Below are 15,598 nucleotides of genomic sequence, written 5' to 3' on the forward strand. Positions count from 1 at the left end.
GCATGTTAAGCCGATTTTTCATTTATAGACCTAAATTTGCATTGGTGATTTCTATTGTGCTGACCTTGATTGGTGCCATAGCAATTAAACTTATGCCTATTTCCGAATACCCGGAAATCACCCCTCCAGTCATTAACGCTGTGGGGTTATATCCTGGTGCCAGTGCTGAAACCATCGAGCAAGTGATTGCCGCACCGATTGAAAAAGAAGTCAATGGTGTCGATGGCATGCTCTACATGGATTCGCGTTCCGCCAACGATGGTACCTACATCCTTAAAGTGACGTTTGAAATTGGTACCGATCCTGATTTGGCTCAGGTTAACGTTCAGAACCGTGTGGCAGCAGCCCTACCCGCACTTCCGCCAATCGTTAACAACCTGGGTGTACGTGTTAAGAAAGCATCGTCTGATACCCTAATGGCAATTGCGTTGTATTCGCCAGAGCAAACCTATGACCGCCAGTACCTTGATAACTGGATGACGCTCAATATGGTAGATCGCTTGTCGCGTATCGATGGTGTGGGTGATATGACACCACTGGGTACCGAGTACGCGATGCGTGTTTGGCTGGATGTCGATCAAATGACAGCATTGAACATCACGCCAGCTGAAGTACGCCAAGCGATTGCCGACCAAAATAGTCAATTCCCCGTGGGTAAACTAGGCGCTGGTCCGCTAAACGAACACAGCATGTTGCAAATCCCACTGTTAAGCCAAGGTCGTCTGGAAACAGTTGAAGATTTCAACAATATCGTTGTTCGCACTGAAGCAGATGGATCCAATATCTACCTTCGTGATATTGCTGATATCGAGCTGGGTGATAACCGTTACGAAACAACCACTATGTTGAACGGCCAACCGGCAGCACTGATGACGATTTCCCTTGCCCCTGGCGCCAACGCACTAGAGACAGGCCAAGCGGTTAAAGCACTATTATCATCGCTGCAACTGCCTGAAGATGTTGCTTTTGCTTACCCGTTTGACATCACCGAGTTCGTGTCTGATTCTATTTCGACAGTAACAGAAACCCTGATCATTGCGGTTATTCTGGTTATCCTAGTGACTTACCTGTTCCTGGGTAGTATCCGTGCGACCATTGCACCAGCGGTTGCAATTCCTGTATCGCTTGTTGGCTCTTTCTTCTTCATGGACGCCTTTGGCTTCACCATCAATACCATCACCATGTTTGGTATGATCCTCGCCATCAGAATCGTGGTCGATAACGCCATTTTGGTTATCGAAAACGTTGAACGTGTCATGAAGGAAAACCCTGAGTTTTCGGCGCCAAAGGCCACTTACATTGCAATGCAAGAAGTGACGGGGCCTATCGTGGCGTCTACCTTGGTCATGCTGGCGGTATTCGTGCCGATTAGCTTATTGCCAGGTATTACGGGTGTGATGTTCTCACAGTTCAGTATTACGCTGTGTATCTCGCTGATCATCTCTGCCATTAACGCCTTAACCCTTTCTCCGGCAATCTGTTCGCTGGTAATGAAAGTTGAAAAACCTGCTAAATGGTTCATCGCCTTCAACCGCGGGTTAGATAAAGTCACCCATGCATACGGTAAGGCCGTCAGCCTGGTTGTTCGCAAAACCTCGGTTCTGCTGATTATTTTCGGCGGTACAATTGCAGCAACTTATGTTCTCAACAGCTATGTGCCAAATGCCTTCGTAGAGCCTGAAGATAAAGGCGCTATGCTGGCGTTGGTCCAGTTACCAGACGGCGCTTCTCTTAACCGTACGGATGCTGTTGTTGACCAAGCCGTTGAAATCATCTCGTCAGATCCAGCAGTCGAGCTTGTGGGTGGTGCCAGTGGCTTTAGTGCAATCACGCTTTCAATCCAACCAAACAACGCAACAATGTTTATTGCATTGAAGCCTTGGGAAGAGCGTAAAGAGTTAGAAGGTGACAACACGGTATTTGCTGTTCAAAAACGTTTGAACGCAGCATTGAGCGGTATTGTTGAAGGTATTGCAATGACCATTGCACCACCAGCAATTTCGGGGATTGGTTCAGGCACCAACCTAGAATACATGCTGCAAAACAGCACCGGTGTCCCACAAACCGAACTCGCACAATCAGCAAACAACCTGATTGCAGAACTGAATGCCGCACCTGAAATTGCAGCGGCGTACACCCTATTCCGTGCCAACGTACCGCATTACTTCATTGATGTGGATCGTGAAAAAGCCCGCCAATACGGTGTATCGGTAACGGCTATTAACGACACCATCATGACTTACCTTGCAACCTCCCGTGGTGGTGATTTCTCCCTTTGGGGCAACACTTTCTACGTAACCCTGCAAGCCAAAGCAGAACAGCGTGTTGATGTTAGCGATCTGACAAATATTCATGTGAAGTCAGCCTCTGGTGAAATGTTGCCATTGTCGGCTGTTGTTGATGTGGAGACGCGCCTTGAAGCCGATGTTACCTCTAAGTACAACATGCTATCAGCGGTGAAGATCTTCATTGCACCTGCTCCTGGTTACTCGTCTGGTCAGGCAATGGCAGCCGTTGAAGCAATCTCAGCCGAAACGCTGTCGACTGGCTACAGCTACGAGTGGACAACCATGGCACTGCAAGAAAAACTGGCAGGTAACGCCATTGTTTATGCCTTTGCGTTTGCAATGATCTTTATCTACTTATTCCTAGTGGCACAATACGAGTCATGGGCATTGCCTGCTGCCATCATTATTGCAGCGCCAACAGCAGCATTAGGTGCTTACATTGCTCTGGTATCAACAGGCCTGGCGATGACGCTTTACGGCCAAATTGGTTTGATCCTACTGATCACCATTGGCGCGAAGAACGCGATCCTAATTGTTGAATTTGCCAAAATGCAACGTGAAGAGAAAGGGCTATCGATTGAAGAAGCTGCAGAGAAAGGCGGTACCATGCGTTTCCGTGCGGTTAACATGACGTCTTGGTCTTTCATTCTAGGTATCGTGCCACTTGCGTTTGCGTCTGGTCCTGGCTCGGTTGCCCAAACAGGTACGGGGTTAACCCTACTTGGCGGTATTTTATGTGTGCTTGTGCTGGGTACCGTTATCACTCCGGGCTTCTACGCGTTATTCCAACGAATTCGCGAAAAAGTGAATGGTGATAAACCGCGTGAAATTTGCCTAGACTAAATAAACTCATCACAATGGTGATAAAAACAACCGAATTAATATTCAGCTAACGTTAAGCTAAATAATAAATTCATTAAGGTTATATACAGCCACTAAAATAAAAAGCCACTCCCTTTTTTGGGGTGGCTTTTTTATATTTGTGACTGATTAAACAAACACTCAATATATCGGAAGTCGTGCTATCTAATGTCGTTATCTGACCTATAGGCAATTTTTAAGAAAAATATAATCTCCCCCATCTAAACAAGGAGATACCTATGAAACTTAAAGCCATCGCACTATTGGCCTCCACGTTAATGCTTCCAGCTTCTTATGCATTTAGCTCTAGCGACGCTGTTGCAGAAAACCCTGTTGAAGCAGCGCTGAAAGCTGAAGGGGCATTAGTGACTCTACCAGTAGAAGCAGCGAAAGACGGTTTCGCACCTGAGTTTGTTGATGCGGCTCGTGCCAATTTCAATAACTTCCACTGGCAAATGGGTGGCGATCACGCGCTTTATTACCACAAGAGCATGAATGAATTCATGCCAACGGCTATCGCTTCGCCAAATGAAATGTACAAGCCACTTGTCAAAGCTATTAACCCTGAGCTGAGCAAACTAACGGTTAACAAGCAGGCCAAAGGCGAGTTAACAATGGATGAGTACCTCGCGGACCCCGCTTTCCGTACTCAAGGCTTCATGTTGATCCACGAAGGAAAAATCGTATACGAAGCCTACCCAGGTATGAAGCCAACGGATCGCCACGTTTGGGCATCTGCCGCGAAAACAACGGTTGGCCTTATCGTGGCTCAGCTGGTTGAAGAAGGCAAAGTAGACCCAAGCAAGCCAATGACGGCTTACGTTCCTGAGCTTAAAAACACCGTTTGGGATGACGTCACTGTCCTTGATGTTCTGAACCATACTACCGGTTTCGATAACGAAGAAACCCTCGAGTCGGTATTAAACCCAGACTCACCTGTTGTGCGCTTCTTCGCATCGGCATTTGGTTCTCCACGCTTCAGCACAGGTAAACTTGAGAGCTGGGCTGATGTGGCGAAAGATACAGAGAAGAAAGCGGACGAGCCTGCTGGCACACGCTTTAGCTACGCTTCAATGAACACCATCGTGCTAACCAAAATGATCGAAAACCTAGAAGGCACAACCTTCTCCCAGGTGTTTGAAGATCGCGTTTGGGGCAAGATGACTGCACGTCAGCCTGCCCTATTCAACCAAACCCCAGACGGCATGGCGATTGCAGTAGGCCTAATGCTTACCACAGTAGAAGATATGGCGCGCTACGGCATGCTATACACACCTAGCTGGGAAGCAGCGGCAACTGAGCCTGTCGTTTCACAAGCAGTGATTGATCGTATCCTAACTAGTGGTGACCCTAAAACTCACACCAATACCACTAAACAAAAGAGTTCGGTAAGCGCAGCTGGTGAAGCTTCTGTATCTCAGTCATACCAGTTTGACTTCATCTTTGAAGATGGTGCAATGGCGAAAAGCGGCAACTTAGGTCAGTACATCTATGTTGATCCTAACCGTGACTTCGTGGGCGTGGTGTTCTCAACCAACCCATACCATTCAGGTTACGGTGAATTCAAAGCACCAACCTTCATGCGCCAGGCAGCAAAACTTCTAGCCGACAAATAATAACGGGCAAAGAAGTTCCTCCTTAATACCCAGTAGCGGCTGGCTTTACGTCGCTACTGAATATTCACCCTAATGTAAAATCGCTTCAAGGACGAAGCAAACTCAGAGAATAAAATGAAAAAGTTTGCTTTATTAGCACCTCTTGCAGCATGCCTTGCTGCACCTGTTATGGCAGAAGAAGAACAAGTTATCGATCCGGCTGACGTTACCAAAGTGTATACACAATCGGCATTAATGTTCAGCGGTAACTCTGAAGTTCAATGGCAAGGTCAAATTGCAGGCGGCCTAGAAAACGGCCAGCAGTTCGCTCTATTGAGTGAAGCGACATTTGACAACAAAGACAACGACGAAAATAAGTTTGGCTTGGATTACCAAACATCACGTACCCAATACTTCCATGTATTCAATACGGGCTCGTCAACACTACCAAAATTGGGTGCTTCGTTAGATTACGTGAATACCCGCACCAACTCAGTGAAAAATGATTTGCTGTCAATCGGCGCTGTAGCCGCTATTAACCCAGCCTACACCGGCGGCCTATTGGTCTTCCCTCGTGCTGGTGTGATGACCGGTAGCATGGAAGTGCTAGATGCTGGTATGAACGGTAAAGATGACCTAACCGGTTATAGCCTAGGGCTAATTACTGCCGTTTACTTGGGCGATGGCGGTTCTTACCTTTCAGTGATGCCTGAGTGGCAAGATTTATCGGGTGATGAAATCGAGATGCAAAACCTATCGATTAAAGCATCCATTAACGTCCCACTGAACAGTGCCCGTACTTGGTGGCTAAACACCCGGTACGACTTTACTAAATCAGATCTTGAAGTTAACGGTACTGACTTAAGCGGTGATTGGGAAACCCAAGCATGGCTAGGTGTTCGCCATTACTTCTAAGTAACAATAATTAACGTACCCAAGCCACCTCTAATTAGCGGTGGCTTTTTAGCATATCAATATTTATGAAAATTAAACAACTTCCCCTTATTTGCAGTCTTGCTCTAGCAAGTGCGTCTGGCTACGCCTCTACCCCAGCATCCGATATAGATTTTAATTTTGGTGGCTCTATTATAACCATCATCGTTCACGATACGGATACTGCTGGGGCCGGCATCAATATTCCTGGCAACAGCCTATTCAATAAAAGCACCAACAGTGACACCAAGATAGATGCATCACTCTCGCAAATTAAATTTGGTGCATCGCAAGCCTTTGATGATGGCTCAAACCTGAGCTCACAAGTTGTACTGGATTTTAACGCCAATAACGATGGCGGTATGTCACCACGCCTACGTGAAGCTTATGTCACCTGGTCAACAGAACATGGTCAACTGCTTGCTGGTCAAACATGGTCGACCTTTATGGACATGCGTAATATCCCTCAATCTTTAGCGGAAGCGACATTGAGTGGTGCTGTATTTAAACGTCAGCCACTCATTAGATGGTCGCAAGAGTTTGGGGAATTTAAATACGACATCGCGCTAGAAAGCAGCACCAACGATGATATTCAAAACCAGTTCAAAGATAAGCTAGATACATCAGGCGCCATCCCTGATATCGCCCTAGCCGGTGAATGGGCAAATGAAAGTGCTTGGTTCAGAGCAACGGCTCTGTTCAACCAATTGAGACTCACATACCAAGACAAAGAGCAAAAAGAATCCGGTTATGGCGTTCAGCTATCGGCTGGCTGGGACTTAACCAACAATGACCGCATTTCATTCTTAACCTACCGGGGAGAAGGCACCGACCGCTACCTACTGGGTTTGAACAGCACAGGCCCAACATGGAATACCAAAACTCAAACCATTGACCTTCGCGAAGCAGAAAGCGCGATGGTGTCTTACACCCGTAAATGGCAGCCTAGCTTAAAATCTGTGTTGGCTTACGGCAAAGTATCGACAGAAGCGCTAGATTGGCAGGATGAGTTGCGCCACGACACCTTTACTTCTACCCAATATGCCATGGCCAACTTACTTTGGACGGTAAAGCCCAACCTAACACTAGGTGTTGAGTACAACTACTCCCAATATGAACGAAGCCAAGCAGAAGAACGCGATAACCATCGCATTATGCTTGGCATGGATTGGAAGTACTAAGCCCATTAAACTCAAAAGCCTCTTAAGAATATCTCAAGAGGCTTGCTTCAATATCTTTGCGCCGTGACTTAGCTTTCAGTGAGGAATCGGTTTGCCATTTCGGCTTCTTGCTGTTTCATTAATTGATGGGCAGTAAGCATATGCTGCTCCATCACTTGCTTAGCTTTAACCGCATCCCCTTTTTGCAAAGCATCGACTAATGCTCTCTGGCTTTGGACCCCTGTATGCCACAGTTTATGATTACCTGGCTCATAGAGTTTTTTGTATATCGTCAACTCCGTTAGCATTTGCGCCGTAAATCTCACCACAAATTTAAGCAACTCATTCCCTGAATAGCTAGCAAGCAAGCTATGAAATTCAATCGATGCAATATGGTGCTCGCGCTCTTGATAAACATCCTCAGGAGGTAGCATGTACTTATCAATTTGGTTATGCAGCTGAGCAACCTGATCGTCATTCAATGTGCCAGCAAGAGATGCCGCAATCTCAGGCTCTAAAGTAAGCCTGATTTGATACAGGTCAGATATCGAAAACTTCTTAAAGAATAAATAATTACTCAAAAGTGCCTGGGCCTTTCCCTCACTCATTTCAGTAACAAATGCGCCTCCTTTCGGGCCCGTCTTGGTTATCAGGATTCCTTGAGCTTCAAGTATACGCATACTCTCTCGTACAGTACTTTTGGAAGCATCAAAAATTTCCATAACTTGCTGCTCACTTGGCAGACGATCACCTGGTTGTAATGCTTGCTGCACAATCCAAGCTTTGATTGACTCTGCAAGTTGCTGGGTCCTTCTTCCTTTCGAACTGCCTGCCACAATATCCTCAATATTCTTTAATCTAACTTACAACCTGAATTCTGAAGTAATCTCATCAGATGTCACCATTTTTCTGCGCTTTAAACGACTAAAGCAGCATAAAACTAAGCTATGAAACTTGCAGACTATGAGTTTACTCTCTGTGTACTTTAAACCACATTTATCATGATAAATAGCCTCCATTTGATATTTATCATGATAAATTAAAGCGCACATGGATAAGAATAGAACGATTTATGATGGAAAAATTCGAAAGTATCGCTAACTTAGCTTGGGAATGGCTTGAAGATATTGCCCAGTGCAGTCAAACAAGTCGCCCTGATACAGAAGGCGTAACTCGTTTGTGTGCCAGTAAAGAACATGCTCATGCAAATGAAAAGCTGAAGACATGGATGAGCTTATCTGGCATGCAGGTACGCCTAGATAACGCAGCAAACTTAATCGGCCGTTATCAAAGCTCAAACCCCAATGCTAAGACATTAATTTTTGGCTCACATCAAGACACAGTGCCAAATGGCGGTAAATATGACGGCATCTTAGGGGTTATTTTACCCATCGCGCTTATTCATCATTTTCACCAGAAAGAAATTGAACTCCCTTTCCATATTGATGTGATTGCGTTCAGTGACGAGGAAGGAACACGCTTTCAATCTACGCTTCTAGGCTCTAAGGCCATTGCAGGTACATTTGATCCAGCAGTATTGGAAGCTCAAGATATCAACGGCATCAGCATGCGTGATGCACTGACATCATTTGGCTGCAAACCAGAGTTAATTCATCATGATGCTTACGATAAGGCTTCAGTTATTGGCTTTGTCGAGCTACATATTGAGCAAGGACCACAATTAGAGCAAGCAAACTTACCTGTTGGCATCGTAACGGCAATTACAGGTATAGAACGTCACACCTTGTCAATAACAGGAAAAGCAGGCCACGCCGGGACAGTCCCTATGAACCTCCGGCAGGATGCACTGGTTGGAGCATCTCAGATTATCCACATGTTTGATCAATTGTGTAAGCGTGAAGATGACTTAGTTGGTGTCGTGGGAAAAATTACCAACCTTCCTAACGGAGTGAATGTTATTCCTCAGCAAACCGATATCACGATTGAACTGCGCTCGCCCAATGATGAGTCGCGCATCGCTGCAAGACAAGAGCTCTTGGAAAATATCGAAAAATTACTTACTCAGTACAATCTGACATACAAACATAAGCAGACATATGAGCAGCCAGCAGTAACATGCTCAAACTCACTATCATCAGCACTAACAGAAGCTGTCAGTTTGGCTGGTATTAAGCCCACACACTTATTTAGTGGCGCGGGACACGATGGATTAGCGGTATGCGAATTAACTGATATCGCCATGTTATTCATGCGTTGCACCGATGGGATCAGCCACCATCCTGACGAGGCTATCCTACGTGAAGACTTAATGGCAGCAGCTGAAGTACTGAACCACTTTTGCCTAAACATGAAAGAAGAGTAAGCTAACCCATTAAATATAAATACATTATTAACAACCTATAAAACAAAATTTAGGTTTTGGCGTGTATATACGGTTCTGAAATTGAATCGGTAACCCTAAGTTATGGAGTGATTTTGTTATGGATACGACAAAAATAATTCAGCCTACAGAAAAGAAGGCATGGTATAGAAACATGCCCGATCCAATGGTACTAATCTTTATGATTCTAGTAGCCACTTACCTATTAACCTTCGTTGTACCTGCTGGGGTATTTGAACGTGTCACAGTAGATGGGAAAATATCTGTCGTCCCGGGCTCGTTTAACTACTTAACAGACGTTCCTTCTGTGCACTTCTTTGACATTTTTGTCGCCATACCAAAAGGGCTCATTAGTGCAGCACCATACTTATTCATTGTCTTCATCGCTGGCGGACTATTTCACATCCTACAGCGTACAGGTGCACTAGAAAATGCAATTGGTGTCGCCGTAAATAAAGCTGGTGTTAAGAATCGCAATCTAATCATCACCATCAGTACGTTCATCTATGGCTTCTTCGGAGTTGCCGTTGGTTTCGAAAATAATATAGCTCTCGTTCCTGTTGCCGTATTAATCTCTGCCGCTGTAGGCTATTCAAGCCTCGTTGGTACCGTTATGGCCGTTGGGGGTATTGGCATCGGTTTCGCTTTATCACCTATTAACCCATACACCGTTGGTGTCGCCCAAGGTATCGCAGAGCTGCCTACATTCTCCGGCGCTTGGCTACGGGCAGTCATGGTTATCACCTCTCTGGCGTTACTTTCATACTACATCTGTACACGCGTTACCAAAATGGAATATAGCGAGTCGGGCTCAAACCAAGCCTTGAGCAAAGATCTCTCGGAGTACCAGCTCGGAAAAAAAGACAAGCTGACGCTTGGCGTATTCTTGGCTGGTTTAGGGGTAATGCTGTACGGTGTCTTTGCAAATAATTGGTATATCAATGAAATTGCAGGCTTATTCTTACTAATGGCAATAATCATTGGTGCCGTAAACGGTTTGACCGCCAATGGAATTGTAAAGCAAATGATGGAAGGTGCATCAGGTGTTACAGCAGGTGCATTAGTTATCGGTGTCGCGGCTTCTATTCAAATTATTCTTGACCAAGCCCAAATCATCGACACTATCGTCAATGCCCTTAGCTCCCTTATTCAAGACATGCCTATCGCTATTTCAGCGATTGTTGCTAGTGTAGTGCAAGGCATCATTAATTTGTTTGTCCCTTCAGGTTCTGGACAAGCTATGGTGACAATGCCGATCCTCATTCCTGTCGCGGATCTCATCGGAATGAGCCGCCAACTAATGATCACCGCCTTCCAAGTGGGTGATGGCCTGACTAACTTAATCGTTCCTACATCGGGTGGTACACTCGCAATGCTTGCACTCGGTCGAGTATCTTATGAACAATGGCTGAAAGCGATTCTACCATTCATGGTATTTGTATACGCACTATGCTGGGTCGCACTGTTCATTGGGCACTTGGTTGGATACTAGGCCCAGTTTAATATTGAGTACCTATGACAATTTCACTCATCCATTTTAATCCAGATACAGGACTAGCGGCTTCAGTTACGGCAACAGGTGGTGTTGCCGTAGGTGGGTATGTTAATCACAGTTGGCGTGGTCTTGGTGCGTGCGCCACTCAAGGTTTATATACCAACCCATGGTATGCAGAAAAAGCAAAAGCGTATCTGGCACAAGGTTTAAGCGCCAAGGAAGTCATTGAACACCTAAAAAAGGACGACTCTGACTATGCTAAAAGGCAATGCGCTATAGTCGATGAGCATGGAAACGCAGCATTCATCAATGGTGATGAGAACATAGCTCATGTTGAGTCTTTAGCGGTTCCCCATCTTGCTGTTGCTGGTAATATGCTTGAAAACAGCACCGTTATTACTGCTTTTGCTGATACATTTTTACAACTAACCACCACCAACCCAACTCAGGTAAAGACAGGAGAAAAACCTAAATACCAAGAGGGCTACGAGCAGCGATTACCTGAAATATTAATTGACTCATTGGAACAAGCATTGGAAGCAGGCGGGGATAAACGTGGTACTTATTCAGCCTCTCTTCGAGTTGAAAGTTTCAGCAAGGCGCCAATAGATATCCGGGTCGATTGGGCTAACAATAACCTAATCGAACATATGCGAAAGGTACTAAGCCACGTAAAAGAAGAAGGATTCCAAACCTTTCTTAAGCATTTGCCTAACCATTAAGCCCAATCAGGTAATTTTTATAGTCAGGCATCATTTATTCATTTGATGCCTGGCTTTTCGCCTTAAAGTCTTTTTCAACTCTTGGACAGCCGTTGATAGCTTAATTCCACTCGCAATCAACCCATGCTCATGGAAAAGAATAGACGGAATGCGCTTCAAATTATATTTGCCGCATTCTGCCGCTGTAGTTAACACAATCTCTAACTCGCTTAGTTCAGTGTCTTGTAACCAAACCAGTTGATGCTCAGAACAAACAATAGTGACACGCCCTACATTTTCTTTCTGTCGCTCACCATCATAAGCTGAATATTGAGGCTGTAAGTTCGACATGTCATCCCTTAAAAAATAGTAAACCCATAGTTATTCTACTTATTTAAAGAAAGTGCAAAGTTAGAGTTGTGTAATTTGATGGCACTTTTCAAAAAATATTTAACCCGTAAACCGCTTTTACATCATCGAGCACTTCACTTGCAGTCTGGTTAGCTGACTCGGTGCCTTGACGAAGAATATTGATTAATTCTTGCTTATCCGCTAAAAAACTTTCTCGTTTGTGCCTTATCGGCGCAAGTATTTCTTGTAAGCATTCTTCCAAGATTTTCTTTGTGACCCCATCACCAAGCCCACCAGCCGCATAATGCGCTTTCAGGTTAGCAACATATTGCTTGTCGTCGCAAAAAGCATCGAGATAGGTGAAAACAACATTCCCTTCAATTTGACCGGGGGCTTCGACTTTTAGATGATTGGGATCTGTATACATCGACTTCACGGCTTGAGATATTTCCTTCACTGATGCCCCTAAGTTAATTGCGTTACCCATTGATTTTGACATTTTGTTCTTGCCATCAGTGCTAGGTAATCTCGGTACGTGGCTAAGTATTGGCTTACACTCCACCAAAATATCTTTACCCGCTAGCCGATTTATTTTTCTAACAATTTCATTGGTTTGCTCCAACATAGGCAGTTGATCATCACCTACAGGAACAAGGTTGGCCCTAAACGCAGTGATATCCGCCGCCTGTGAAATGGGATAAGTCAGGAATCCTGCAGGAATAGAGCGCCCAAATTGCTTAGATTGAATTTCACTTTTCACCGTCGGGTTTCTTTCCAAGCGAGAAACTGACACCAAATTACTATAGAACATCGTCAGCTCAGCAAGTGGCGGGATTTTTGATTGTAGGCATATTGTCGTCAAAGTTGGGTCAATACCAACCGCGAGATAATCAGCGACAACATTCAGGATATTGCTAGACACTTTATCGGGTGTGAGGCCATTGTCAGTCAGCCCCTGCATATCCGCCACCAAAATGGTTTGATTATGTGTATGCTGCAACTCCACCCTTTGCTGTAAAGAACCAATATAATGCCCCAGATGAAGCGGGCCCGTAGCGCGATCACCGGTTAGAATTGTTTGTTTTACTGATGTCATATTTATATCTCCAAAATGATGTACCACCGGAGATATACAAAGAATACTTGGACTGTTCTTAGCAACCTACCGGCGGCTAATGAACACAAAGATTCGATGCCGCTCTATTTAGAACGCCACCAAGAATTTAGAAGTGAGGAAACGCAAAGTACTGTATTCATACCCTGAAACTAACAACTTACTTTCGGCTCGTCAATATAGTCTTTTTGGGGATACTGGCAGTAAAAGCGTTATCGTAACGCTTTTACTAATCAGCCTATACATGCCATTACTGTTCGCAAGCAACCTGCTGTGTACGATTGAGCTTTGGCATAAAGTATGCGGCTAAGACGGCTAAAACCATCAAACTTGCCAATAACCCATACAAGTAAGTGAAATTGCCATTATTGGCATAAATTGTCGCTATCAACCAATAAGCGACAGGGCCAGTGCTAAAGCTCAATAAATATTTAACCGCATAAACCCGAGAACGCCACTGACTACTGGCGTATTTACCTATCAACCAATCATTGATAGGGATTTGAGCGTACATGCTAAACACTAAACCAATCAGGCAAACGACCAACCACCATGCTGATGAAAAAGCCGACATCAACAAAAATGCTGCTTGGGCTGACACTACACAGATCAACAAGGTTCTTGCTTCTACCTTATCCAATAACTCTCCAATCACTAACTGCGCTAACGCCGCAACAGCAAAAATGGTCGTCGCCAATAAGCCTACAGCCGATAGCGATATATCAAACGTTCCTTGTAAAATCTTTGGCAACACCGTTGTGAGGCTTTGAAATACCAAACCACCGAATGTCGCAATAACCGCAATGGATATAAACAGCCTCAGCCATACTGGCTCCTGGATATAAGCGCTATTACCAGAGGCGTTTCTTTCACGAGTTGATACCGACTGTTGGTCAGCATCATCACTCAGGTAATCCAAGCCCCTTGCGACTTGATGATAAATACCACCGGCAGCTAGACACACTACCCCAGGGATCAGAAAGGCTGCCTGCCACCCCATTGACTGGGTAAGAAATGAAGTGACTAAAGCTGCGCAGGCTAAACCTAAATTACCCGCTAAACCGTTAATGGCAATCGCCCTGCCCGTTTTGGTTGCGGTTGTAAACACAATGGCCAAACCGACGGGGTGATAGATAGAGGCGAATAGCCCAATCAGTGCGACACCGAGTGATAACTGTAATGGTGTCTGTGCAAAAGCGGTCAATATGCTCGCCCCGCCCATTCCAAAGAAAAAGAGATACATCATCCCTTTTCTACTCCAGTGATCACCCAACCACCCCGAGGGTAAGGCGCCAACGCCATAAGCCAATACACCCAATGTGCCTAACTGTATAAGCTCGGAGTAAGCCATGCCCCACTCATGTTGCAGGCCAAGCACCGCCGTTGGAAAAATGAGTATCAAGAAATGATTTAAGGCATGACCAAAGTTCATGATTTGAAAGTGGTGGTTATTCATTCGTTTCATCGCTATTTTGCATAGATTATCAATGAAACCAGTTTACAAACCTCACCATTGTCTCATAGTCTTCTTAAGGACGACCTTTTGCCCAAATGAGCCAAATGACGAACCTGCCTTTTCAAGAAAACACGGCATTACCCGCGGTGGTGATTCCCAAAACATACCCTGACGGCCATACCATTGATTGGCATAACCACGAATTTGCTCAACTTGTTTATGCCTGCCAGGGCGTCATGATTGTCGAGAGTCAGCAAAACCTATGGGTTATCCCCCCACAGAGAGCAGTATGGATACCAGCGAAAGTAAAGCATAAGGTGTCGATGCATGGACAGGCACAGATGCAAAACGTCTATATCCAAGACACGCTTGGTCGCACATTCCCAGACCAAAGCTGCGTATTCAATATCTCGCCATTAATGAAAGAGTTGCTTCAGCATTTGGCAACCATTGATTTAGACCAAATCAGCCAAGCTGAGGTCGAAAGGCTAATCTGGGTAACACTTGATCAGTTACAGCATGCCGATCAAACAAGTTTGTATTTACCTGTTGCGAGCGATAAAAGGCTATCCGCTCTTTGTCAGGCATTACTCGATAAACCCGCCAACAACGATTCACTATCTGATTGGGCAACATCAATGAACATCAGCAGCCGTACACTGAGCCGGTTATTTCGCAAGGAAATGGGTGTGTCATTTGTCGAATATCGACAACAAGCTCGGCTACTCTATGCCTTGAAACAACTGGCTCAAGGCATGCCAGTAACCACCGTTGCTTTGGAAGTCGGGTTTACCAGCCTCAGTGCATTTAATCGGTTATTCAAACGCACCTTCGGTACGACACCGAGTGATTTTTTTAAATAGATAAATCTTAGTCATATATATTACTAAGATTTAAGTTCACGAAGGTAAATAGACTCTTCTGTTTTCCTAACCGTGCCATCATTAAAATAAGCAGTAACATACGCCTTTATAAATGAAAAGCCTTGGCCTGTTTCCTTAAAATTTATATTAGGAAGATCTTTTAAGTTTTCGATGCCAGTGAGTTTCTTACTTTCGATATGCACATTGTGACTACTGGCAAACTCGACATCAATATGATGAAGAGGCTTTGGTGCAGTCACTTTAATTGACACCTGGCTTTTGTTAGCAAACGCTAACTCCACTGACGCAGCACCTTTGGCGAGGTAAGCTTCGAACATTTGTCTTTGCATCAACTTGGCATGCAACCTTTCATCATTACACGCCAGCACGACAGCAGGCACTAAACCGAGCAGTAACAGTAGATATTTCATTTTAACTCC

At 44.9% G+C, this 15,598-nt stretch carries 13 protein-coding genes; 8 read left to right on the forward strand and 5 right to left on the reverse strand.

Annotated features, from left to right (window positions below; translation table 11 throughout):
- The first annotated feature begins 2 nt into the window (after positions 1–2).
- The 4 genes from C9I98_RS00325 to C9I98_RS00340 all read left to right on the forward strand — a co-directional run bounded on the left by C9I98_RS00325 (position 3) and on the right by C9I98_RS00340 (position 6,858).
- Positions 3–3,131 carry an efflux RND transporter permease subunit gene (locus C9I98_RS00325; protein WP_107271420.1) on the forward strand — a complete coding sequence of 1,043 codons (3,129 nt, stop codon included), beginning with the start codon at positions 3–5 and terminating at the stop codon, positions 3,129–3,131.
- A 257-nt stretch (positions 3,132–3,388) separates the two neighbouring features.
- Positions 3,389–4,765, forward strand: coding sequence for a serine hydrolase domain-containing protein (locus C9I98_RS00330; RefSeq protein ID WP_036822180.1), 1,377 nt, complete (start codon positions 3,389–3,391; stop codon positions 4,763–4,765).
- A 114-nt stretch (positions 4,766–4,879) separates the two neighbouring features.
- Positions 4,880–5,659, forward strand: a complete 780-nt coding sequence (locus tag C9I98_RS00335) for a hypothetical protein (RefSeq protein WP_036822177.1) — start codon at positions 4,880–4,882, stop codon at positions 5,657–5,659.
- Between the two features lie 65 nt (positions 5,660–5,724).
- On the forward strand, positions 5,725–6,858 hold the full coding sequence (locus C9I98_RS00340; RefSeq protein ID WP_036822176.1) for a DcaP family trimeric outer membrane transporter: 1,134 nt from the start codon (positions 5,725–5,727) through the stop codon (positions 6,856–6,858).
- Between the two features lie 68 nt (positions 6,859–6,926).
- Here the strand turns inward: C9I98_RS00340 and C9I98_RS00345 are convergent, their stop codons facing one another.
- Positions 6,927–7,673: a FadR/GntR family transcriptional regulator gene (locus C9I98_RS00345; protein ID WP_036822174.1), complete on the reverse strand. Its 747-nt coding sequence runs from the start codon at positions 7,671–7,673 to the stop codon at positions 6,927–6,929.
- Between the two features lie 239 nt (positions 7,674–7,912).
- Between C9I98_RS00345 and C9I98_RS00350 the strand changes: the two genes are divergently transcribed.
- From C9I98_RS00350 to C9I98_RS00360, 3 genes are all read left to right on the forward strand, one after another.
- On the forward strand, positions 7,913–9,160 hold the full coding sequence (locus tag C9I98_RS00350) for an allantoate amidohydrolase (protein ID WP_036822183.1): 1,248 nt from the start codon (positions 7,913–7,915) through the stop codon (positions 9,158–9,160).
- 118 nt (positions 9,161–9,278) lie between these two features.
- Positions 9,279–10,670 carry a YfcC family protein gene (locus C9I98_RS00355; RefSeq protein ID WP_036822171.1) on the forward strand — a complete coding sequence of 464 codons (1,392 nt, stop codon included), beginning with the start codon at positions 9,279–9,281 and terminating at the stop codon, positions 10,668–10,670.
- 23 nt (positions 10,671–10,693) lie between these two features.
- Entirely contained in the window at positions 10,694–11,395 is a 702-nt protein-coding gene (locus C9I98_RS00360; RefSeq protein WP_036822168.1) for a DUF1028 domain-containing protein, read from the forward strand.
- Between the two features lie 30 nt (positions 11,396–11,425).
- Here C9I98_RS00360 and C9I98_RS00365 read toward each other — a convergent pair whose 3' ends face one another.
- The 3 genes from C9I98_RS00365 to C9I98_RS00375 form a co-directional block, all read right to left on the reverse strand.
- Positions 11,426–11,725 carry a hypothetical protein gene (locus C9I98_RS00365; RefSeq protein ID WP_107271421.1) on the reverse strand — a complete coding sequence of 100 codons (300 nt, stop codon included), beginning with the start codon at positions 11,723–11,725 and terminating at the stop codon, positions 11,426–11,428.
- A gap of 88 nt (positions 11,726–11,813) precedes the next feature.
- The gene (gene trpS, locus C9I98_RS00370; protein ID WP_107271422.1) at positions 11,814–12,821 is read right to left on the reverse strand and encodes a tryptophan--tRNA ligase; all 1,008 of its coding nucleotides are present in this window, start codon (positions 12,819–12,821) and stop codon (positions 11,814–11,816) included.
- Positions 12,822–13,089: 268 nt separating this feature from the next.
- A complete protein-coding gene (locus tag C9I98_RS00375; protein WP_036823759.1) occupies positions 13,090–14,304 on the reverse strand; it encodes an MFS transporter in 1,215 nt (404 codons plus the stop codon).
- An 86-nt stretch (positions 14,305–14,390) separates the two neighbouring features.
- Between C9I98_RS00375 and C9I98_RS00380 the strand changes: the two genes are divergently transcribed.
- Entirely contained in the window at positions 14,391–15,158 is a 768-nt protein-coding gene (locus tag C9I98_RS00380) for an AraC family transcriptional regulator (RefSeq protein WP_107271423.1), read from the forward strand.
- A gap of 23 nt (positions 15,159–15,181) precedes the next feature.
- Here the strand turns inward: C9I98_RS00380 and C9I98_RS00385 are convergent, their stop codons facing one another.
- Complete coding sequence (locus tag C9I98_RS00385) at positions 15,182–15,589, reverse strand: hypothetical protein (protein WP_036820051.1); 408 nt, start codon at positions 15,587–15,589, stop codon at positions 15,182–15,184.
- Positions 15,590–15,598 lie beyond the last annotated feature (9 nt).

Source organism: Photobacterium sanctipauli, from assembly GCF_003026495.1.
Classification (GTDB): Bacteria; Pseudomonadota; Gammaproteobacteria; order Enterobacterales; family Vibrionaceae; genus Photobacterium; species Photobacterium sanctipauli.